Raw genomic sequence first — 22,261 nt, 5'->3', positions numbered from 1 at the left:
ATCAGCGGTCCTGCGTCCGGGAAATGATGTCAATGCGTTGAGGTCGCCGGGGTTCCGCGTCACTGTGGGAGGGTGCACGTCACCATCCAGTTACCCATCGTTGATCTGCGTCCGCTGTTGCCCGCCGAGACCCGGCGCCGCGAGCCGCCGCGCTGGCCGCGCCCCGACCGGGCCTTTCCTAGTCGTTCGCCGGAGCATCATCGCTCCGATCATGTGCGGGGCGTGGGCGCGGTACGGCCGCGGCTGCGCGGCGGGGTGGCGCCCTGGATCTCCGAGTCGTACTACGTCGACGTCGGCAACCTGGTCCGGCTCACCCGTCAGCGGCACAGTGCGGGGTTCCGCAAGTCGGTGACGGTCACGCCGGTGCTGCGCAACTTCTACGCCGACCGCGTCGTCAACCGGCTGGAGGTGGGGTTCCAGCGACGATGGCTCGACCCCAACGAGATCTGGGAAGGCCAGGAGAACGTCGTACGACTGGCCATCTCGGCGCCGACGTGGCTGCGAGGCGAGCGCGGGGCGCACGTTCCGCTGGTGGCGTTCGGACCGCGATTCGCGCGGCACCTGCTCGACAGCACCTCGGCGGCGGCGGAACCGGAGGAGTGGTGGGTACGCGCGGGCGCGCCGTCGGTGGTCGTGGAGGACTACTGGTGGCGCCACAAGGCCGTCCACCACGCCTGGGTGCGCGAGGCGGGGCAGCGGGTGTCGATGTGGCACATCACCCCCTGCCACGAGCAGGACGAGCCGGATGAAGAACTGCGGCGGATGCGGATGCTGCTGTCGCGGTTGCACGCCGAGTACGCCGCAGTCGAGCAGGTGCTGGCGCTGTGCGAGGACGGCAGGCTGGAGATGGGTCGGCCGGAGGTCGAGCGCTACCTGATGCGGGCACTCGACCTGCTGCTGCGGCCCGCGCAGTACGGGTTCGACGCCGCTGCGATGCTGGCGCAGATGCTCGCCCGCACCCGCGAGGTCTACGCGGACACGGTGCAGACCCTCGACTTCCTCGCCGGTTCCTCGGCCAACCCGGTCATCGCCGCCCGCGTCGAACAACTACGCGTGCTCATGGCCGCCGCCGCGTCCGATCGGCCCTTCTCCTACTCCCCGGAGGTCAACGTGACCACTTTCAACGGCGGCACTTTCAGGAACAGCGCGATCAGCACCGGCAGCGGGGACGCCACCGTGAACAACATGGCCGACGACGCGGCCGACCTGCGCGCGCTGGTGGAGGAACTGCTCGACGCCGTCTACGTGCTGCGCGACCAGTTGCCCGAGGAGCAGGCGGTGGCGGTCGAGGACGCGGCCGGCGGCGTGGAGCGCGAACTGGACAAGGAGCCGGGCAAGCGCAGCGAGGGCGGTCTGAAGGCCAGGCTGAAGACGATCTTCGAGATCGCGACCGACGCGGGCGCGGCAGGCACCGCGCTGGTGGGCGTGGTCACCGCCATCCAGGGCATGCTCGGCGGCTGAGGCGGGCCTCCGGAAAACGCCTGCCGGTCGAGGAGAGGCGGCTCCAGGAAACGCGTGCTGGTCGAGGAGGGTCGGCCTCCGGGGGTGGACGCCCCCGGAGGGTGACGCTTCGCCCGGAACGACCCGCGATCCGAGCAGGCTGTGACGCCTGGAAAGGACCTACACACAGTCAAGGCCGTGACTCCCAGGTGGCCTAGGGCCCCGGGGCGGCCTGTCTCGACTCTAATGCGGGTCCGGGGCGGTGAGGTAGGCCCATACTCGGTGGCCGCCCGTCGGGGTACCTGGTAGCCGACGCGGGTGGCGAGCGCGGTCACGATCGCAGCCCTCGTCCGTTCTCCTCGTAGGAGTCGTGCCGGTCGTCACCGAACCGCGGGACGCCGTCACCGCCGAGGTCGTATCACGACAAGACGATGCAAGGCGTTTACAAAGGTAAGGGATCTGTCGGCCCCTGATCATCCTTTAAGATGAGAAAGTCCTATTCGCTAATTATGGCGGCTGTGAGCGAGCATCTCGGCTTGATGACGCGTCGGACAGGATAGGGGTGCCCGCAATTGGCCATTAAGGAATTCAGGACCGAGGATCTGGCCCCTGAGGACCGCTTTCCTTCCTGGTTCGAGATGGCGTCGTCTACTCACGTGCCGTCTTGGATCCGAAGTGACAGCGAAGCCGATTTTGAGGCGTCCGTCAGGGTGCTGGACTGTGCCGGGGTGCAGATATCGGCACTGACTCACCCGACGGTGCGGGCCGAGCGGACCGCGAGGCTCATTCGGCAGTGCGATCCCGAGGTCTACCTGTTCCAATTCATGGTGCGCGGCGGCGGGGGGTTGACCCAGAACGGCCGAAACGCTGTCTTCGACGCCAACCACTTCGTCATCATCGATTCTTCGCAGCCGTACCAAGGATGGCGATCAGCGGAGAACGGCGTCAACGAGGCCGTGGTCGTCCAGGTCTCGAGGGCGTCGCTGGGTCTGCGCTCCGCCCTTGTTGAGCGGCTCGCCGCAGCACCGTTCTCCGCCAAGGAGGGCATCGGCGCCGTGCTGGCCGGCCACCTCACTGAACTGGTGAAGAATGCCGGCGACTACACCAGAGCCGACACCGTCGCCCTGGGCGCCGTGACGGTGGACCTGATCGCGGCGGCGTGCGCCCACCAAGTCGACGCCACGGACCGCCTGTCGCCCGAGGCGCGGCAACGGGCTCTGCTCGCCCTGATCCACCGCTTCATCCATGACCGGCTTGTCTCGCTCCGGTTACCGAAACGCGGACCACGAGCACCTGGCTCGGCCGCCTTCGCGCCTCTCCGGACGCCGCCCCCGCACGACGGCCCGGCGTCCGGGTTCGGCATCTGAAAGAGGGTCTGGTCTATCCCCATAGAGCGGCTGCGGCCCTCTCGGCCGACTGATATCTGTCAAACGCCGTGCATGCCCGCTGGAGCATGTACTTCAACACGCTGTCCGGGTAGCCCGCGTACCGGTGGTGGGGCTCCCAGGCGTCCTGCTGGAGAAGGCTCCGGAAAGCCCTGACGTCGCTCGTTGAGATTCCTCCGGCGCAGGTCTGCGAGAAGAATTCGACGTTGTAGACGATAGTGGACGCCGTGGCCACCTGGGTACTCAACATGATGGACAGGACTGCCCCGGACACCGCGAGGCCGGCTCGTCTGTGTGCGCGCATTTCTTACTCCTTCTTCGCCGATGCATCGGCTCGCGAGTGAGGCGCCGCTTTCGAGGCGATTCTCGGATGAGACCACCCGCATGCCGTATCTCGATTTCCCAAGCGTGTCAGGGACTCGTCGGCAAGGCGTTGGCGTTTCTGGCACGGTTGTTGTCAATCTCTGCACGCCCTCGTCGCCGGTAGCGGGGTGAGTCAGGCGTTTCGAACAGAGGGAAGGGCGCAGCGGACGAACCCATCATCAGCGGCAAGGCAACAGGGACGACTAACCCGGTCGTGGGTCCGGGGTGGTGAGGTAGGCCCATACTCGGTGGCCGCCTGCCGGGGTGCCCTGGTAGCCGACCCGGGCGGCGAGCGCGGTCACGATCGCCAGGCCGCGTCCGTTCTCCTCGTAGGAGTCGTGGCGCCCGCCGTCGTCGAACCTGGGGACGCCGCCACCGCCGAGGTCGTAGACGGTGACCAGGACGCTGACCGCCGACGCCGGAGCGGTGAGAGCCTCGTGGCGGGCGGAGGTGAGCGTGATCTCCACGGTGAAGTGGCCGTTGGGCGGCCCGCTGCGGGTGTGGCGGATCGCGTTGCCCGCCAGCTCGCCGACGATCAACTCGGCGTCGTCGGCGAAGACGGTGCTGCCGAGCAGGAAGCGGACGAACCTTCTTGCCTCGGCCGCCTGATCCGGTCGGGCGGAGAAGGCCCGGCGCCAGATGAGGACCTCGGGGCCGAGCCGTACGGCCTCGGTGATCGGTTGCGACCGTGACGGATGGCCGTCCGCGTGCGGTTCGGGGAGTGCGATCGCAGACGGACGGCCGTCGGCGAGCAGGTCGGGGAGCGTGACCGGATCGGCGGCCACGCGGGCCTCCTCGTCACGGGAATCGAAGGGCGGGTGCACAAGCCAGAACCATGGCCGGTGTGACACGGCTCGCTGATCCCCGCCTCGCCCGGCCGCACCACTCTCCTGCGACGGGCCGGTGAACTGCCCGGACGAGAATGACCGCCCGCATCACCGCCTCTCGCGGGAGACGGCGAGCATCACAATCTTCGTCGCTCAAGGTAATCGTATGGGCACGGTGTGTGTAAGATTTCCTCTACCGCGTCGTATCCGGGGAGGCGTTGCGTGATGTCAGGCGAAGCGGTCCACACCTTGCTCGAATGCCGGCGGCGCAGTGAGGCGCTGCGGGCCAAGGGCTACGGCTTCGAGCAGATCGCCGAGCTGTTCTCGGTGTACCACGAGGTGAGCCCGCTGCGGTTGTACCGGTACGCGTATGGGCGTACCGCCGCCGAGGCCGTGGCGCTGTACAACGATCTCGACCCGGCCGGCACCGCCGCGCTGCGGGAGTCACGGCTGTACGACTTCGAGCACTGGCCGAGGCGCGGCAAGCGGCCGACCGCGCGCACGGTGGCGCTGTTCGCGCAGGTCTACCGCACCGCCGCCCGCCACCTGATCACCGATGAGGTGTACGCCTCCTACAGCGTCCGCGACCGGCAGCTCATCGACCGGACGGACCACCGGCACCTCCCGGCACAGCGGCCTTCTCGCGTCCCGAGCCCGATTCCCGGTCATGTCACCATGAGTCTGGAAGCGGCACGCGACACGGTTCCTGTCCCCACGCCGCAGGACTGCGCCTCGCTGCTGCGTGCCCTCGGAGCCGAGGAGGCCGATGTGAAGCGCCGCGATCTGCTGTTCGAGCTGGCCCTGGCGCTCGGCGGAGCCCCCGCCGTGATCCTGCTCCGCCATCTGTCCCCGCCGGAGAAGGACCGTCTGGCCGCCGCCGTCCGCTCCTCCGCCCGCGTTGACGCCGCGACCGTCGAGGTGATCGAGAAGCTCACCGCCCGGTGCCGCCGCCTGGACGACGACTTCGGCCCGCAGACCGTCCTGCCCATCGTCGACGGCCAACGCCGCCTCGTCACCGACCTGCTGAGCCGCACTACTTTGCTCCCGGACCTGCGCGACCGCCTCACCTACGCCTACGCCGAGCTCAGTCAGTTCGCCGGTTGGCTCCATCACGACCTGATGGATCATGAAGGCGCACGTCTGCGCTATCAGGAAGGGCTCACCGCCGCCCACGAGATCCGCGACGGCACGATGATCGCCTACCTGCACACCTGCCTCAGTTACGTTGCCGTCTATCGGGGCCAGATAGGACAGGCGCTCGACCACGTCTACGCCGCACAGGGGTGGGCGCGGCATAGTCCGAGCAATCTGATGCGCTCAGTTCACGCGATGGAACTCGCCAGGGTGCTGGCTCGCCGTGCCGAGACGAACGACAGCGAGCGAGCGCTGGCCTATGCGAGCGGCATGGTCGAGCAGCCGAGAACCGAAGCCGACCCCGCCTATCTGTACTGGTGGACGATCGGCCAGGTGCGGGCTAGCACCGCCGACTGTCAGCTTCATTGGGGGCGGCCTGACGAAGCGATCGGTTCCGTCCTCAAGACCCTGGCTGCGCCGACGACCCTCAGCCTCGCGCGCGGGCATGCCTTGCTCCACTACGCCGAGGCGCTCACCCGGAAACGGGAGATCCCCGGCGCGGTCGACAAGATTCGTGGCGCGGCGCGGACCACCGTCAGGCACAGCTCGACCCGGCTCGCCGACTCCGTACGACAGGCTCGCGCCCGCCTCCAGCCCTGGGCGGGGAACAAACACGTCCGCACCCTCGACGAGGAACTCCGCTCCCTCGGCATCCTCGCCACAGCCCAGGGCCCGCACCTGGCGTGACCCCGGCCCCCGGGCGTTCAAATGGTGCGCTCTCCACGAACGTTCACCGGCTCGGGCGCCGTAACAGGCGCCGGCATCGCCGTACCACGACCCGCCGACCCGGCGCCGATCAGTGCAGCATGTGGCCAGGGTGGAGGGTCGCGTCCGGTTAACGTGTGTGGGCAGGCTCTAATCAGTGCAGCACGTGGCCAGGGTGGAGGGTCGCGTCCGGTTAACGTGTGTGGGCAGGCCCTAATCAGTGCAGCATGTGGCCAGGGTGGAGGGTCGCGCCCGGTTAACTTATGTGGGTACCGCACTAATGCGCCGCATGATGTGCCGCGCCGGAAGTTCGCCCACTAAGTCGATGGCCTTGCTGGGCGAGGTTGGTCGGTGGTCCTTTCGCATTCGACCTGGCGGAAGCGCATAAGACTTGGCCGCCGGATTTCTGGTGCAGGACCCTCGATGCTGTGCAGGAGGAGGGACGACCTCAGTTCAGGGTGAGGATGTCGTAGTAGTCGAGGCGGTCGACGGTGATGGTCAGGTGGCCCTGGTGGCAGGAGGAGGCGGGGGTCTTCGAGCCGGGGAAGTCGGGGGAGATCAGGGAGACCTTGCGCGGGCACTGGGGGAGGCGCGTCTGCACGGTCAAGCCGCTCTGGGGGGCGATTCCCTGGGCGTAGTTGTGGTTGACGAGGTGGATGGACCGCGCCCCGGTGCCGCGCTGCTGGAGCAGGCTCGCCGACACGCCTGCCGTCCCGACGCTCACGGCCTGCGCCCCGATGTCATTGCGCTGGTAGAGCGACCGGTGAACCTTGTAGAACCGGGTGTAGGTCTGGAAGAAGTCCAGCATGCCGTACTGTTCCGCGGTCGGGCTGCCGACCGTGTCCTTCAGGTGGAAGGCCGGGAAGATGCCGTTGGCGTAGGCCTCGGCGCCGAAGATCTTCCAGTAGTCCTGCTTCTCGGCTAGGGGCAGGTTCAGGTAGTTGGTCATCATGTCGTTCGGCCAGTCGATGAAGACGGTCACCGGGACGTCGCCCGCGATCCGGCGGCTCTGGTCCTTCAGGTACCGGTAGTTGGCCTGCAGCGACTTGGCGCCGTTGAGGTGGCCGCCGACGACCGGGACGTAGTCGGCGCCCCGGTAGTCGGGCGTCTGCTCGTCAGGATTCCAGGGATACATCCCGACGCTGTTGAAGTCCACGTACGGCAGGAGCCCGTTGGAGGAGATCAGGATCCGGCGGTGCGCCGTCCGTAGCGCGTAGGCGCGCAGCTCGTCCACCATCTGCTTCCAGTAGCGCCGCAGGTAGGTCCCGGTGAACGAGGTGTCCTCGGCGTACATCCGATTGGCGGTCACTCGCCCCCACTCGCCGGCCAGCGGATTGGCGGAGGCGAGGGGGTCTGCGTTCCAGCCGTTGGCCTTGAGGTAGGTGCGGTAGTCGAAGTTGCGCGTCAGGTCTCCGGCGGGGACGTCGCGCCTCGGGAGGTTGCCGTCGGTCATTCCGAAACGGCTCTTCCAGTCGGCGGCCGTGAAAGCGGGGTACTTGTTCAGCAGGTATCGGGTGAAGTCGGCGATGGCGTAGTCGTCGAATCCCTCGTTGCCATTGAATCCGTACTTCTGCCCACCGCTGAACCCGGCGTTCACCTCGTCGAAGGTGACCCCGTCCACGCCGCCGTCGACCTGGATCTCGGCCCAGTCCAGCAGGTACCGGCGATATTTCGGGTTGAACAGGTTGCCCCGGCGTGCGGGCTCGGGGAACCCGAACTCGTCGTGGGGGACCGGATCGCCGTTCGCGTCACGCGTCGACATGTCGTCGAACACCTCGGCACTGGGGAAGTCCTGCGGGAAGATGACGCTGGACGTCCCGCTGCCCATGAACGTGATGCCCTTGTCGTGGTAACGCCTGATCTGGCCGAAGTTATAGTCGGCCGGCTCATCACCGTTGGTGGACCATTTCCCGATGGCTCTGATGTTGACGTCCGGGACCAGCTTGTACACCTGCGGGTCTTCCTGCTCCACGTCGGACTGGCTGAAGGCGAAGACCGTGAAATCGGCCGCCCGGTTCGCAGTCGTGCCGGTGGCGGCGGCCGGGCCGCCGGCCGGGCGTACGGGCCCGTTGGCGGCTGCCGACGCGGGTTGCCCCTGAGCCAGGAGCGTCAGCCCGAGTGCGCATAGCGACCATTTCACTGCTCCGGAACGCCGTGACATCGTGTTCCTCCTCTGAGCCGCTTCCCGGGCGAGTATCGCTGGAGGATATGCCGGGAGGATCAGCTGAGGAAGTCATTTGCCGCCTATATCGGGAACAGGGTGGTATGCGCGGGTGTTCTGGACGGCCATGACGACGACTTGGACCGCCGCGTTCCGCTCAGCCGTTCTCAGCCCGGGTGAAAGCTTCAGCTTCAAGGAGCCCCGTGGCTTCGCCGGCCAGACCCTCCGGCAGATCCTCCATCTCGACGGCGGGGGAGAGGCGCTTCGCGTGCTGCTGACCAACCGCTTCGGCGACCGGCCGCTCGTGGTGGCCGCCGCCCGGGTGGCCTTACGGAAGTCGGGCGACGAGATCCTTCCCGGCACCGACGCGCCGCTCACGTTCGGCGGCGCCGCCGAGGTGACCCTCGCACCCGGCGCCGAGGTCGCCTCCGACGCCGTGCCCCTGGCCGTCGGCGCGGGGACCGACCTGGCCGTGAGCCTGTACCTGCCGGAGGAGACCGGCCCGGCGACCTACTCCCACTCTCCGCTGGAGACCGGCTACGTGGCCGAGGGCGACGCGGTGTCGGCGTCCTCGCTTCCGGCCGCCGAGGAGGTCGACTCCCGCTTCTTCATCACCGGCGTGGACGTCCTGGCCCCCGAGGGGACCGCCGTGGCCGTGGCCTTCGGGGACTCCTGGTTCGAGGGGGCCGGCACCACCCACGGCGCCAATCGCCGCTTTCCCAACCTCCTCAACGCCCGGCTTGAGCGCGGCTGGGTGGTGAACCAGGGTCTCGGCGGCAACCGCCTGCTGACCGACGAGGTGGGCTTGCACGGGCTCGCGCGCTTCGACCGGGACGTCCTGTCGGTGCCGGGCGCGACCCACGTCCTGCTGCACTTCGGGCTGAACGACATCGGCCTCGCCTCCGCGAACGGCGACCGGCCGCCGTCCGCCGACGACCTCACGGCCGGTTTCGCCGAGCTGGCCCGGCGGGCCCGCGACGCGGGCCTGACCGTCATCGGCGGGACCATGGGACCGTACCTGGGCACGATCTACCCGGGCGTGGACACCCCGGAGGGCCAGGTCGTGCGCAGGGCGGTCAACGACTGGATCCGCACCTCCGGGGTGTTCGACGCGGTCGTGGACTACGCGCACGCCGTGGCCGACCCCGGTCAGCCGGACGCGATCCGCCCCGACCTCGACAGCGGCGACCACCTGCACCCCAACGACGCGGGCGCCCAGGCCATGGCCGACGCCGTGGACCTCGCCTTCCTCCGCCTCTGACCCTCGCGTCCGGATCGGCGGGTCCCCGCCGGTCCGGAGGATGAAGAGGGATTCATGCCTGTTCCGGCGCCGGCGGGGCGAGCAGGAGGTCGCAGAGGGCTTCGGTGATGGGCATGGCGGTGATCTGCTCGATCAGCAGGAAGCCTCCCTCCGGGTTGACCTCCAGGAAGACGTAGCGGCCCTCGGGGGTCAGGGTCAGGTCGATCGTCCCGAACGACAGCCCGAGGTGCCGCATGAGGCGCAGGCAGCGCCGGTACACGTCCTCGGGCAGCCGGTGCGGGCGCAGCCGCCGCGTGCTCCTGGGCGAGTGGATCTCGGCGGCGAACAGCCGCGCGCCGGTGACGACCACCCGCAGGGCCAGCCGGCGCAGCACGTGCGCCTGGGCCACCAGCGGGAACGGGCCCGTCCCGTGCGGGTCGGAGAGCGTGATGACCTCGTCCTCTGACGGGTTGCGCTCAGGGATGGCCCACGGCCGGTCGAGCACCCGGGTGACGATCTGCCCCTGGTGGGCGAGGTAGAAGTCGAGCAGTTCGTCGTGGTCGGTGCTGATCAGCGTGGAGGGCAGCTCGAAGCCGAGCCGGCCGGCCACCGAGAGCTGGTAGAGCTTGCGCTGGGCCCGCTGGATCACCGCCCGGGACGCCGGGACGGCGGGGCAGGCCAGGGTGTCCCACACGTCCGAGGCGAACCCGTTCTGCTGGACGGCGCTTTCGCCGGAGCCGGCCCCGGCCGGGGGGCCGGGGCGCCGGAACCAGACGGAGGTGAGCCGGTCGAGGTCGAGGCGCCGGTCTCCGGTGACCAGTGTGCGCCGGGCCGATCCCGACGGGTCGAGGGTCACCGACAGCCGCGCGGAGCCGGGGAACCATTCCGGCACCAGGACCAGCGTGTCGGCTCCCCGTCCGGCGAGGGCGCGAGCGACGTGCCGCGCCTGGGGGTCGCCGTCCTCGGTGAGGACGAGCACCGTACCGCTCATGGCTGCTGTCTCCACACCGTCGCCGCGGCCTTCCTAGGACGCTTCCCACGATGCCGTGGATCACTTGCCCGATGCTTGTCGGCCGGTCCGCCGGCTTATGGGGAAGCGCGAACTAACCATGTAAAGCTAGTAGGCATAGTTGCAAACTGCCGCCCGGCCGCCTACCGTTGAAGGTGTGATTCACGGGTGACAAGCCCGGGTGCGGTGAGAGGAGTGGGGCGCACTCTTCGAGAATGGCCACCGTACCCGCGAGCACCGGAGGGGGAGGGCGTACCGGGGCTGGCCGCCCTCCCCCTCTGGTGCTCAGACCTGCGCGATCCGGTGAAGGCCCTCGTCGTCGAATCCCTGACGAGGTGGAGGAGGCGTCACCGCGCCCAGGAGAAGCCGACGGGAGCCGGCACGTCCCAAGGGAGGATCGCCGCGGGAACGGGTGCATCGAGCGCCCGCTCCCGAAGCGCCCTCGGCAGTGGCCGTCGAACCGATTCGAGTACGGGCGCGACCGAACCCGGCCTCGCCGCGTACCCGAAGACGGGCGCGGCCATAGTGTCGATGATGGCTACTGTCGGAAAAGCCCGGCGTTTCTCCATCGGCGGTTGGATGTGGCGCCAGGTCCAGAGAGCACACATGGCCGCACGGCACCTGTCAAGCCTCCGGTCGGTTCCCTCCACCTGCCTGAGGCGCCAACCGGCACCTCGTCAGCGACCCTCGCCCGCCTCGGAGCGTACGAGAAATGAAACGTTCATGCGCCTTGCGAGTCGGCGCTGTGGCGAGGACGATCCGCACCCTGGATGAGCCTGAGACATCCCACCTTTTGTGTATGAATCATTTCGCGCGGAGCGGGATCGAGACAGCAGGCGTCCAGGGTGCGCGGCGCGGCCATTCGGGCTGGTGAGCAACGAAATGACGCCGGCCGCGCCGGAGACCGGACCGCCGATCCCGGAAAATAGGCATGCCTAAGGTCTTGACGCGCCCGGGGTGATCAGAACGTAATTGGTAGCCAAGACCTCGGGTCACACACCTTCGAGGACTTGTACGGCTGGGCCACATCTCGGCGGGTGTGGAGGCGCCTCATGGCTCCTTCACAGCGTGGTCGGCCACGTCGACTTCCATTGCCTGCTTCGGAGACATCCCATGTCATGCCTCGCGAGGCCATGTCAACCTGGAGAAGCACGTGACCGATCGGAACAAGCTTCGCGGACGAGGCGACCCCCGGAGGGACGCACCGGCGACACCCGGTCGCGCACGGTGGTCGCGGGACACCTGACCCCGGCCACCCTGCGGGGCCGGACGCAGAGTGCCCTGTCCGCCGCCTTCATCGCAGCCGGTGGAGGGGTGCGCCCGTCCGGCCGCGTGGCAGCCAGGTAGGGCCCCCGCACCACCAGAGGTGGAGCCCGCCGGGACCGGCGGCTCCCGACCCGTGCGTGCGGGCTCCGGCGCGACGCCTGCCGGATCGTCCGGCGGACCGCGCCGGACGTCGGCCACGCCACACCCGCACCCGCGACCCACACCCCACATCCGCACCCGCGGCCCATACCCATACCCGCATCCGCACAAGATCCGCCCGGAGGACCTCCACGCCGCGACGAGTGACCTTCGCCGCGATGGCGCCGGCCGACCGCCACCACCACGGCCGCCGCCCTGGTCATCCGCCCGCCCCCGCATCCTCGTTAGGAGCGCCCATGCGCGAAGCCGCGCCACACGCGGTACGCAGACTCGTCATGGACGGGCTCACCGCCGTGACACCGCCCGCCGTTCCCGCCCCGGCCGGCGTCGGCGCATGCCCCGCGGGGCGGGTCGCGTGCTGAAGATGACCGGCATCGGCAAGAGCTTCCTGGGCGTCCGGGTCCTGCGGGACGTGGACCTGGAAGCGGCCGCCGGACAGGTGCACGCCGTAGTGGGGGAGAACGGCGCCGGCAAGTCCACGCTCATGAAGATCCTCGCAGGGGTGCACACCCCGGACGAGGGGACGATCGAGATCGACGGCCGGCGCGTGGTGTTCGGGCATCCGGTCGAGGCGCAGCGGTCCGGGGTGGCGATCATCCATCAGGAGTTCACTCTGCTGCCGGAGCGGACGGTCGCCGAGAACGTGTTCCTCGGCCGGGAACCGGGCCGGTGGGGGCTGGTCGACCGGGCCGCGATGGAGTCGGCGACCGGTGAGCTGCTGCGCTCGCTCGGTGAGGAGTCGTTCGGCCCGCGCGATCTCGTCCGGCGGCTGTCGGTCGCGCAGCAGCAGGTCGTCGAGATCGCCAAGGCGCTGTCGCTGAACGCGCGCATCGTGGTGATGGACGAGCCGACCGCCGCCCTGGCCGACCACGAGGTCGAGTTGCTCTACACCCTGGTGCGACGGCTCACCGGGCGCGGAATCGCGGTCCTGTACATCTCGCACCGGCTCCGCGAGATCTTCGAGCTCGCGGACCGCATCACGGTGCTCAAGGACGGCGTCCGGGTCACCACCGCCGCCGCGTCCACGCTGACCCCCGCCGCGCTGGTCGGTCTGATGGTCGGACGGGAGCTGGACTCCTATTTCCCGCCCCGGGCCGCGCAGCCGCCCGGGGAGGTGGTGCTGCGCGTGCGCGGCGGCGGCAACGCCAAACTGCGCGGCATCGACCTCGACCTTCGGGCGGGCGAGATCGTCGGGCTGGGCGGACTGCAGGGCTCGGGCCGCACCGAACTGGCCAAGGCGCTGTTCGGCGCCGAGCCCTTCACCACCGGCGAGATGACCCCATGCCGTCCCCGGACGCCCCGCGAGGGCATCGTGGCCGGAATCGGGCTGGTCACCGAGGACCGCAAGGCCGAGGGGCTGCTCCTGGACCAGCAGGTGCGCGACAACGCCCTGCTGGTCGCCCGGGCCACCGGGCGGCGCCTGGAGGGAGTGGACCGGTTGCTGGAGCGCGTGGGGCTCAGACCACCCCGGCCCGCGCAGGAGGTCCGGTTGCTGTCCGGAGGCAACCAGCAGAAGGTCGTGCTGGCCAAGTGGATGGCGGTCGCGCCGCGCGTCTTGCTGTTCGACGAACCCACCCGCGGCGTCGACGTCGGAGCCAAGGCCGCCATCCACGACCTGATGCGCGAACTGGCACGCGGTGGCATGGCGATCCTCATGATCTCCTCTGAGCTTCCCGAGCTCATCGGCATGAGCGACCGCATCGTGGTGCTCCGCGAAGGCCGCGTCACCGGTGTGCTGCCGGCCGGCCCGTCCGAGGAGGACGTCATGCGCCTGGCGGCCGCGTCATGACCGAGCACGTCAAACCGCGGCGGGTCCCCGCTCGCGTGGCCCATCTCGGGTGGATGTCGGCCGATCGGCCCGCGCGCGCGGTGTACCTGGCCCTGGTCCTGCTCATCGCGCTGGGCTGGGTGCTGTTCGAACTGGACGGCGGCGGGTTCCTGGGCCTTGAGAACGTCGTCGGGATCCAGCAGCGGTCGGCGGCGCTGGGAATCGTCGCCGTGGGGCAGACCGTGGCGATCCTGACCGGAAGCCTGGACCTGTCGGTGGCCTACCTGATCAGCCTGACCTCCCTGGTGGCGGCCGAGATCATGGCAGGCGGGGACGCCGGGGTGGTGCCCGCGGTCGCCGCGGCGCTCGCGGTGAGCGCGACGGTCGGGCTGGTGAACGGACTGGTGGTCACCCGGCTCAAGGTGCACCCCTTCATCGCCACACTCGGGGTCGCGCTGATCATCAGAGGAGTGCTGGACTGGCGGTACGACGGGCCGGCCGGGAGCGTGCCGCCCTCCTTCCAGCATCTCGGGTACGACCGCATCGGCCCGCTGCCGGTGTCGGCGCTGCTGTGGGCCGCCGTGGCGGTGTCGGCGTGGTTCCTGCTGAGCAGGACGCGCCTGGGCCACCGGATCTACGCCGTCGGCGGGGACGCCGAGGTCGCGCGGCTGTCGGGCGTGCGGACCGGGCGGGTCGTGGTCGTCGCCCACGTGCTGTGCTCGCTCTGCGCCGGGATCGCCGGGCTGCTGCTCGCCTCCCGGCTCGGGGCCGGCGCTCCGACGGTGGGCACCGACGGCGGTTACGACCTGGAGTCGATCGCCGCGGTCGTGCTCGGCGGGACGGCGCTGGCCGGTGGCCGCGGCGGGGTCGCCGGCACCGTCGGCGGAGTCCTGCTCCTCGCCGTCCTCGACAGCGTCTTCAACCAGCTGGAGATCAACTCCTTCGCCAAGGACGTCGTGCGCGGCGTGGTCCTGGTGGCCGCCCTGGCGATCTACGCGCGCGGGAGGCGTACGGCATGAGGCGAGCGCTGCCGATCTTCGTCGTGCTGGCCGGGCTGCTGGTGGCCATCGCGGTCATCAACCCGTACTTCCTGGAGCCGCCCGCCTTCCTCGCCTTCGTCAAGCGCGCCGCGCCGCTGGTGATCCTCGCGGCCGGGCAGTACTTCGTGATCGTGTCCGGCGAGTACGACCTGTCGGTCGGCTCGCTGGTCACCGCCGAGGTGGTGATCGCCGCCCGGCTCATCGACGGCTCGGCGGAGGCGACCTGGCCCGTGCTGGCCCTGCTGATCGGCCTGGGGCTGCTGGCCGGGCTGGTCAACGGGGTCGTCACCACGATGCTGCGGGTGCCGTCGTTCATCGCCACCCTCGGCATGCTGCTGATCCTGTCCGGGGCCGTCTTCCTGTGGACGGGCGGCGCGCCCCGCGGCGCCCTGTCCTCGCAGTTCCGCGAACTCGGCCGCGGGAGCCTCGGCCCGGTGCCCTGGTCGGTGCTGATCCTCGTGGTGGCCGGGGCCATGGCGATGCTGGCCATGCGCGCCGACTTCGGCCGCACGCTGGTCGCGGCCGGCGACAACGACCGGGCCGCGGCCCTGTCCGGTGTCCGGGTCGCGCGGGTCCGGACGGTGGCGTTCATGATCTCCGGGCTCTCCGCGGCGGTCGCGGCGATCCTGCTCGGCGGCTTCGCCGGCGTCTCCGCGCAGGTCGGCGCCGGTCTCGAATTCCAGGCCATCACCGCGGTGGTGCTCGGCGGCGTGGCCCTCGGTGGCGGCCGCGGCTCCGTGGTCGCCGCGATGGCGGGCGCCTTCACCCTGGAGGCGCTGTTCACCCTGCTCAATCTGTACGGCATCTCGGGGGCACTGGAGCCGGCCGTGCAGGGGGTCATCATCATCGCCGCGGTGGCGCTGGGAGCCGTGAGCCTCCCGCGCAGAAGAGCCGCGGCGACCTGACCCGATACCGATCGAAAGGAACGACCTTGCGATATTCCTCGCGGCGAACGCTCGCCGGCGTGGCGCTGGCCGGACTGGTGGCGTCGATGACCGCGTGCACCACCGACAGGCCCGCCACCTCCGCCGCGCCGACGACGGCCGCGGCCTCGGCGGCGCCATCGTCCGGCTCGAACACCGGAGAGCAGTCGAAGTTCTTCGTGCAGGGCGACTACGACGCCCAGATGGCGATGCGGTCGGCGCAGCCGACCGGCCCGGACGGCAAACCGTGGGAGCAGAGCATCGACTCCAAGCTCGTCGACACCGCCGAACACAAGAAGGACGGGCCCTATCACCTGTGCTTCTCCAACGCCGCGGTGAACAACCCCTGGCGGCAGGTCGGGTTGAAGACCATGCAGGCGGAGGTCGGCCTGCACAAGGAGATCAAGAAGTTCACCATGCTCGACGCCGAGGGCAAGGACGACAAACAGATCTCCGACATCGCCGAGCTGCAGGGCAAAGGCTGCGACGCGCTGATCATCTCGCCGAACACCACCGCGACGCTGACCCCCGCGGTCGCCGGGGCGTGTCCGAAGCTGCCCGTGATCGTGTTCGACCGGGGAGTGCAGACCGACTGCCCGGTCACCTTCATCAAGCCGATCGGCGGCTACGCCTTCGGCGCCGAGGCCGCCGAGTTCCTCGTCGGCAAGGTGCCCGCCGGCGGGAAGATCCTCGCCCTGCGCATCCTTCCCGGCGTGGACGTCCTGGAGACCCGCTGGTCGGCGGCGAAGATCGCCTTCGACAAGAGCGACCTCGACGTCGTCGGGGTGGAGTTCACCGACGGCGACGCCGCCAAGACCAAGAGCATCGTCGGCGACTACATCCAGCGGCACGGCAAGATCGACGGCGTCTGGATGGACGCGGGCGCCACCGCCGTCGCGGCGGTCGAGGCCTTCGAGGACGCGGGGCAGCCCGTGCCGCCGATCAACGGCGAGGACCAGGAGGACTTCCTGCAGAAGTGGAGCGACGCGAAGCTGACCGCGATCGCCCCGACCTACCCGACCTACCAGTGGCGGACCCCGGTGATCGCCGCGCTCAAGATCCTCAAGGGCGAGCAGGTGCCGAAGGTGTGGAATCTGCCCCAGCCGACGGTCACCCAGGAGAACCTCGCCACCTACCTCAAGCCCGGCATGCCGCCGCTGCACTACGCGCTGTGCGGCTGCGAGGACCTGCCCGGCTACCCCGAGAAGTGGGGTGGCAAGCCTTGATCGGCGTCAACACCTGGGTGTGGGTCTCGCCGCTCACCGACGACTCCTTGGCCGCCCTGGCGCCGCGCATCGCGGAGTGGGGGTTCGACGTCATCGAGCTGCCGGTCGAGCGGCCGGGCGAATGGGACCCCAGCAGGGCGGCGGACCTGCTGGCCGAGCTCGGGCTGGGCGCGTCGGTCGTGCTCACGATGCCCATAGGGCGCGAACTGGTCAGTGCGCCGAGCTGGACCATCGGGGAGACCCAGGACTATCTGCGGCACTGCGTGGACGTCGCGGTGGCCGTGGGCGCGCCCGCGGTGAGCGGGCCCGCCTACGCCTCGGTCGGCCGGGTCTGGCCGATGAGCCCGGACGAGCGCCGCGCCGTCTACGCCGAGCTCGGGGAGAACCTCAAGCCCGTGCTCGCCCACGCGGGCGAGTGCGGGGTCCGGATCGGCGTCGAACCGCTCAACCGGTACGAGACCAGCCTGCTGAACACCGTCGAGCAGGCCCTCGAAGCCCTCCCGGACGACTGCGGCCTCGCCCTGGACACCTACCACATGAACATCGAGGAGAAGGACCCGGCGCGGGCGGTACGGCTGGCCGGCGACCGGATCGCGCACATCCAGGTGTGCGGGACCGACCGCGGCGCCCCGGGCGCCGACCACTTCGACTGGCCCGGTTTCGCCGCCGCCGTTCGCGACGCGGGCTACGCCGGTCCGCTGGTGATCGAGTCCTTCACCGCCGACAACACGACCATCGCCACCGCCGCGTCCATCTGGCGCCCGCTCGCCCCGTCTCAGGACGCCCTCGCCACCGAGGGACTGTCCTTCCTGCGCACCCTCTGGAGGTGACCCCCCCGACATCGAAATCCCGCTCCCCCTCCGCGGCGCCGGTGAAGAGCCGGCGTCGTCCGTCCCCTGGAGAACCCGAATGCGAAGACCACGCCTGCTCCTCATCCTGACCGCCGTGCTGCTGATGCTGCCGTTCGGCGCGGTGCCGGCGGCCAACGCGGCAGCGCCCTTGTACAAGGTGCTGCTGTTCAGCAAGACGGCGTCCGGCGCCTACCGGCACGACTCCATCAGCGCCGGCATCACGATGTTCCAGCAACTCGCCGCCGCCAACAACTTCCAGCTCGACCGCAGCGAAGACTCCAGCGTCTTCAACACGACCAACCTGAACAACTACGACGCGGTGATCATGCTCCAGACCTCCGGCATGGTCTGGGACAACGATTCGCAGCGCGCGGCCGCGCAGGCGTACGTGCGCAGTGGCCACGGCATCGTCGCGATCCACAACGCCGTCGACCAGAACATCGAGTCGCAGTTCCCCTGGTGGGACCAGGTCGTGCTGGGCGGCGCCCACATGACCCAGCACTCCTCCATCGTGCAGGGCACGGCCAAGGTCGCCGACAAGGTGCACCCGTCGACCGTGGGGCTGCCGGACCGGTGGACGCGCACCGAAGAGTGGTACAACTTCGACAAGAACATGCGCGGCAGCGTCCACGTGCTGGTCACGGCCGACGAGACGACCTACGACGCCGGTGCGAACAAGATGGGCGCCGACCACCCCATCTCCTGGTGTCACAACCCTGAGGGCGGCCGGGTGTGGGCCACCGCGATGGGCCACAACGCCTCCTCCTACTCCGAGACGTTGTTCAAGCAGCACCTGCTCGGCGGGGTCAAGTGGGCGGCGGGCTACGAACCCGGCGACTGCGGCGGCACGGTCTCGACCCGGTTCCAGAAGGTCACCCTGGACGGCGCGCCCGACCAGCCCATGGAGCTGGAAGTGGCCGCCGACGGCACGCTCTACTACATCTCCCGGTCGGGCAAGGTCAACATGATCGCCCCCGGCGGATCCCCCCGCACGATCGGCACCCTGTCGGTGTACGACGGCGGCGAGGACGGCGGCATCGGCCTGGCGCTCGACCCGAACTTCGCCACCAACCGCTGGATCTACCTCAACTACTCGCCCAGCAACGGCGGCGAGGTGAACCGGGTGTCCCGGTTCACGCTCAACGGCACCACGCTCGACCTGTCCAGCGAGAAGAAGATCCTCGAGGTTCCCGCGTACCGCAACGTCGACGAGCCCGGCCACACCGGCGGCTACATGGCGTTCGGCCCGAACGGCAACCTCTACATCGCCCCCGGGGACGACACCAACCCCAACGGCTCCAGCGGGTACGCCCCGATCGACGAGCGGTCCGGGCGCGAGCACTACGACGCCCAGCGGTCCGCGGCCAACACCAACGACCTGCGCGGCAAGATCCTGCGCATCCACCCCGAGTCCGACGGCACCTACACCGTCCCGAGCGGCAACCTCTTCGCGCCCGGGACCGCCAAGACGCGCCCCGAGATCTACGCGATGGGCTTCCGCAACGCGTTCCGCTTCTCGGTCGACAAGGACACCGGCTGGATCTCGGCGGCCGACTACGGTCCCGACGCGGGGTCGGCGAACTCCAACCGGGGTCCCGAGGGCACCGTCGAGTGGAACCTGATCAAGGAGCCGGGCAACTACGGCTGGCCCTACTGCGTCGGCAACAACATCCCGTTCAACGACTTCAACTTCTCCACCAACACCTCCGGCTCGAAGTTCAACTGCTCGGCGCCGGTGAACAACTCGCCCAACAACACCGGGCTGACCAACCTGCCCGCGGCCAAGTCCGCCACCATCTGGTACAACTACCACGCCTCCGCGGAGTTCCCCGAGATCAACTGCTGTGGCGGCGCGGCCCCGATGGGCGGCCCGTTCTACCACTACGACCCGAACAGCTCCTCCGACCGCAAGTTCCCGGAGTACTTCGACAAGACGCCGTTCTTCTACGAGTGGAGCCGCAACTTCGTCAAGGAACTGCGGCTGGACTCCTCCGGCAACCTGTTGAAGATCAACTCCTTCGTCCCGCAGCTCTCCCTGCACGCGCCGGTCGACATGAAGTTCGGCCCGGACGGCGCCCTGTACTACGCCGACTGGGGCAACGGCTTCGGCCACAGCAACACCGACGACGGCATCTACCGGATCGACTACATCGGCGGCGCCGGCGGCAACCGCTCTCCCGTCGCCAAGGCGAGCGCCTCGCCGGACACCGGCAGCGCGCCGCTGACCGTCGCGTTCTCCTCCGCCGGCTCGTCCGACCCGGACGGCGACGCGATCACCTACGCCTGGGACTTCGGAGACGGCGGGACCTCCACCAGCGCGAACCCGTCCCACACCTACAGCTCCAACGGCACCTACACCGCCAGGCTGACCGTAAAGGACTCCGGCGGGAAGACCGGCACCATCACCCTGACCATCGGGGTGGGCAACACCCGTCCCACGGTCGCCTTCAGCGCTCCGCCGGACGGCGGGTTCATCAACTTCGGTGACACCGTCAACTACAACGTGACCGTCACCGATCCCGAGGACGGCACCATCGACTGCTCGAAGGTGACGGTGATCCCCGCGCTCGGACACGACACGCACAGCCACGACACCGGCCAGGTCACCGGCTGCTCCGGGACGATCACGACCACCGCGTCCGGGCACGACGAGGCCGCCAACGTCTACTACGTGCTGCTGGCCGAGTACACCGACAAGAGCGGCCTGAAGGGCAGCACCGGGATCACGCTGCAGCCCAAGCACAAGCAGGCGGAGTTCTTCACCGGCTCGTCGGGCGTCCAGGTCGTCGACCAGAGCGGAGCCGAGGGCGGCAGGCGCGTCGGCGAGATCTCGGGCGGCGACTGGGTCTCCTACACGCCGATGAACCTGTCCGGTATCGACTCGGTGTCCTTCCGCGTCTCGGCGGCGTCCAACACGGGCGGATCGATCGAGCTGCGCGCCGACTCGCCGACCGGGACGCTCGTCGCCTCCAGTTCGGTGCCGAGCACCGGCGGCTCGAACAACTACCAGTCCCTGCCGGCGGCGACGGTCACCAACCCCGGTGGCACCCATAACTACTACCTGGTGTTCCGGGCGCCGACGGCGAACGCCTACGACCTCGACTCGATCACCTTCAACGGCCAGGGCGTCGGCCAGGGCGGCAGTAACACCGGTGGCCCGCAGAGCGGGCGCAACTACACGCTGACCGCCGGGCACAGCGGCAAGGTCGCCGACGTCAGAGGACAGTCGACCGCCGACGGCGCCGCCGTCATCCAGTGGACGGCCGGCGGAGGCACCAACCAGCAGTGGAAGGTGACCGACGCGGGAAGCGGGACCTACACCCTGGCCGCCGTGCACAGCAGCAAGTGCATGCAGGTCGCGAGCGCCTCCACCGCCGACGGCGCCCTGGTCCAGCAGTCGGCATGCTCGGGCGCCGCCAACCAGAGATGGCGCCTGGAATCCGTCGGGACGAACGTTTACCGGGTCATCTCGGCGAACGGCGGCAAGTGCCTGGACGTTCCCAACGCCTCCACGGCGAACGACGTCCAACTCGTCCAGTGGACCTGTAACAGCGGCACCAACCAGCAGTGGAGGTTCACCCAGCTCAACTGACCCGACCCCCGGCGCCCGTCCCGCGGGCGCCGGGGCCTTCCCCAAGCCCTCGGCGGGATCGGGGTGGCGCGGCTCGTGCTCGCCGCCCCGGTGCCGCGCCGCCGCCTGATCAGCCGAGCACGAGGTCGCGGACGGTGCGCAGGGTCGGCTCGTCGCGGGGGCCCATGGCCAGCAGGGTGGTCACCGGGCTCGCGCGCCACGGCGCGAGACGCTCGCGGATGCGGCCGGGCGGGCCGACCAGGGAGATGCCGTCGGCCAGTTCGTCGGGGATGGCGCGGAAGGCCTCGTCCTTGCGCCCGGCCAGGTACAGCTCCTGGATCTTGTGGGCGGCGTCGGCGAAGCCCATGCGGCCGACGATGTCGGCGTGGAAGTTGCGCGCCTTGGCGCCCATGCCGCCGATGTACAGCGTGAGCATCATCTTCACCCCGTCCAGGGCGGCCTGGACGTCATCGGTGATCATGACGTAGACCATCGCGGCGACGTCGAACCCCGGCCGTGCGGCGGCCAGCGACGGGCCGTACATGCTCTCGATCTTCTCGGGAAAGGTGAACAGCGGCAGCCAGCCGTCGGTGATCTCCGCGGCCAGCGCGACGTTCTTCGGCCCCTCCGCGCCGAGGTAGATCGGGATCTCGGCCCGCAGCGGGTGGGTGATCGACTTCAGCGGCTTGCCGAGCCCGGCGCCGCCGGGGTGGGGCAGCGGATAGTGCGGGCCGTCGCTCGTGACCGGTTCCTCGCGGCGCCACACCTTGCGCATGATGTCGACGTACTCGCGGGTGCGGGCGAGCGGCTTGGGGAACGGGGCGCCGTACCAGCCCTCCACCACCTGCGGCCCGGAGGCCCCGATGCCGAGCAGCAGCCGGCCACCGGTGAGGTGGTCGAGCGTCATGGCGGTCATGGCCGTGGTGACCGGGGCACGCGCCGACATCTGCGCCACGCTCGTGCCGAGCTTGATCGTGCTGGTGCGCGCGCCGTACCAGGCCAGCGGGGTGAACACGTCCGACCCGTACGCCTCGGCGGTCCACACCGAGTCGTACCCGAGCCGCTCGGCCGTCTGGACGACCTCGGTGGCGTCGTCGGCGTCCCGCTGCCAGTAGCCCAGGTTCAACCCCAGCCTCAGCTCACCGCTCATGCCCATCCTCCAAGGTGCGTCCGGCGCAATTAGAACACGTTCT

At 69.6% G+C, this 22,261-nt stretch carries 15 protein-coding genes; 10 read left to right on the top strand and 5 right to left on the bottom strand.

Annotated elements, in window-relative coordinates; all coding sequences use genetic code 11:
* The first annotated feature begins 222 nt into the window (after positions 1-222).
* Positions 223-1,461 carry a hypothetical protein gene (locus tag ABZU32_RS29230; RefSeq protein WP_354927003.1) on the top strand — a complete coding sequence of 413 codons (1,239 nt, stop codon included), beginning with the start codon at positions 223-225 and terminating at the stop codon, positions 1,459-1,461.
* Between the two features lie 551 nt (positions 1,462-2,012).
* Positions 2,013-2,807, top strand: a complete 795-nt coding sequence (locus ABZU32_RS29225; RefSeq protein WP_354927001.1) for a hypothetical protein — start codon at positions 2,013-2,015, stop codon at positions 2,805-2,807.
* Between the two features lie 13 nt (positions 2,808-2,820).
* Here ABZU32_RS29225 and ABZU32_RS29220 read toward each other — a convergent pair whose 3' ends face one another.
* The gene (locus ABZU32_RS29220; RefSeq protein WP_354926999.1) at positions 2,821-3,129 is read right to left on the bottom strand and encodes a hypothetical protein; all 309 of its coding nucleotides are present in this window, start codon (positions 3,127-3,129) and stop codon (positions 2,821-2,823) included.
* Positions 3,130-3,391: 262 nt separating this feature from the next.
* A complete protein-coding gene (locus ABZU32_RS29215; RefSeq protein ID WP_354926997.1) occupies positions 3,392-3,973 on the bottom strand; it encodes an ATP-binding protein in 582 nt (193 codons plus the stop codon).
* Positions 3,974-4,240: 267 nt separating this feature from the next.
* Here ABZU32_RS29215 and ABZU32_RS29210 point away from each other — a divergent pair, with 267 nt between their 5' ends.
* Positions 4,241-5,836 (top strand): hypothetical protein, encoded by a 1,596-nt coding sequence (locus tag ABZU32_RS29210; RefSeq protein WP_354926995.1) that lies wholly within the window; start codon positions 4,241-4,243, stop codon positions 5,834-5,836.
* Between the two features lie 466 nt (positions 5,837-6,302).
* Here ABZU32_RS29210 and ABZU32_RS29205 read toward each other — a convergent pair whose 3' ends face one another.
* Positions 6,303-8,015: a hypothetical protein gene (locus ABZU32_RS29205; RefSeq protein WP_354926993.1), complete on the bottom strand. Its 1,713-nt coding sequence runs from the start codon at positions 8,013-8,015 to the stop codon at positions 6,303-6,305.
* Positions 8,016-8,142: 127 nt separating this feature from the next.
* Here ABZU32_RS29205 and ABZU32_RS29200 point away from each other — a divergent pair, with 127 nt between their 5' ends.
* Entirely contained in the window at positions 8,143-9,276 is a 1,134-nt protein-coding gene (locus tag ABZU32_RS29200; protein WP_354926991.1) for an SGNH/GDSL hydrolase family protein, read from the top strand.
* A gap of 52 nt (positions 9,277-9,328) precedes the next feature.
* Here the strand turns inward: ABZU32_RS29200 and ABZU32_RS29195 are convergent, their stop codons facing one another.
* Positions 9,329-10,246, bottom strand: coding sequence for an ATP-dependent carboxylate-amine ligase (locus ABZU32_RS29195; RefSeq protein ID WP_354926989.1), 918 nt, complete (start codon positions 10,244-10,246; stop codon positions 9,329-9,331).
* Between the two features lie 1,807 nt (positions 10,247-12,053).
* On the opposite strand from ABZU32_RS29195, the gene ABZU32_RS29190 reads away from it, so the two are divergent.
* The 6 genes from ABZU32_RS29190 (at position 12,054) to ABZU32_RS29165 (ending at position 21,089) form a co-directional block, all read left to right on the top strand.
* Positions 12,054-13,478 carry a sugar ABC transporter ATP-binding protein gene (locus tag ABZU32_RS29190; protein WP_354927063.1) on the top strand — a complete coding sequence of 475 codons (1,425 nt, stop codon included), beginning with the start codon at positions 12,054-12,056 and terminating at the stop codon, positions 13,476-13,478.
* Positions 13,475-14,476, top strand: coding sequence for an ABC transporter permease (locus ABZU32_RS29185; protein WP_354926987.1), 1,002 nt, complete (start codon positions 13,475-13,477; stop codon positions 14,474-14,476). The genes ABZU32_RS29190 and ABZU32_RS29185 overlap by 4 nt, the downstream gene beginning before the upstream one ends.
* Positions 14,473-15,402, top strand: coding sequence for an ABC transporter permease (locus tag ABZU32_RS29180; protein WP_354926985.1), 930 nt, complete (start codon positions 14,473-14,475; stop codon positions 15,400-15,402). The genes ABZU32_RS29185 and ABZU32_RS29180 overlap by 4 nt, the downstream gene beginning before the upstream one ends.
* A gap of 86 nt (positions 15,403-15,488) precedes the next feature.
* Complete coding sequence (locus ABZU32_RS29175; protein ID WP_354927061.1) at positions 15,489-16,646, top strand: substrate-binding domain-containing protein; 1,158 nt, start codon at positions 15,489-15,491, stop codon at positions 16,644-16,646.
* Positions 16,643-17,476 (top strand): sugar phosphate isomerase/epimerase family protein, encoded by an 834-nt coding sequence (locus tag ABZU32_RS29170; protein ID WP_354926983.1) that lies wholly within the window; start codon positions 16,643-16,645, stop codon positions 17,474-17,476. The genes ABZU32_RS29175 and ABZU32_RS29170 overlap by 4 nt, the downstream gene beginning before the upstream one ends.
* Before the next feature lie 79 nt (positions 17,477-17,555).
* Positions 17,556-21,089: a ThuA domain-containing protein gene (locus ABZU32_RS29165; RefSeq protein WP_354926981.1), complete on the top strand. Its 3,534-nt coding sequence runs from the start codon at positions 17,556-17,558 to the stop codon at positions 21,087-21,089.
* Positions 21,090-21,198: 109 nt separating this feature from the next.
* Here ABZU32_RS29165 and ABZU32_RS29160 read toward each other — a convergent pair whose 3' ends face one another.
* Positions 21,199-22,218, bottom strand: coding sequence for an LLM class F420-dependent oxidoreductase (locus ABZU32_RS29160; RefSeq protein ID WP_354926979.1), 1,020 nt, complete (start codon positions 22,216-22,218; stop codon positions 21,199-21,201).
* Between the last annotated feature and the right edge of the window lie 43 nt (positions 22,219-22,261).

This window comes from Sphaerisporangium sp. NPDC005288 (assembly GCF_040607475.1).
GTDB classification, from domain to species: domain Bacteria; phylum Actinomycetota; class Actinomycetes; order Streptosporangiales; family Streptosporangiaceae; genus Sphaerisporangium; species Sphaerisporangium rhizosphaerae.
This window is presented reverse-complemented; position numbering and strand designations above follow the sequence as displayed.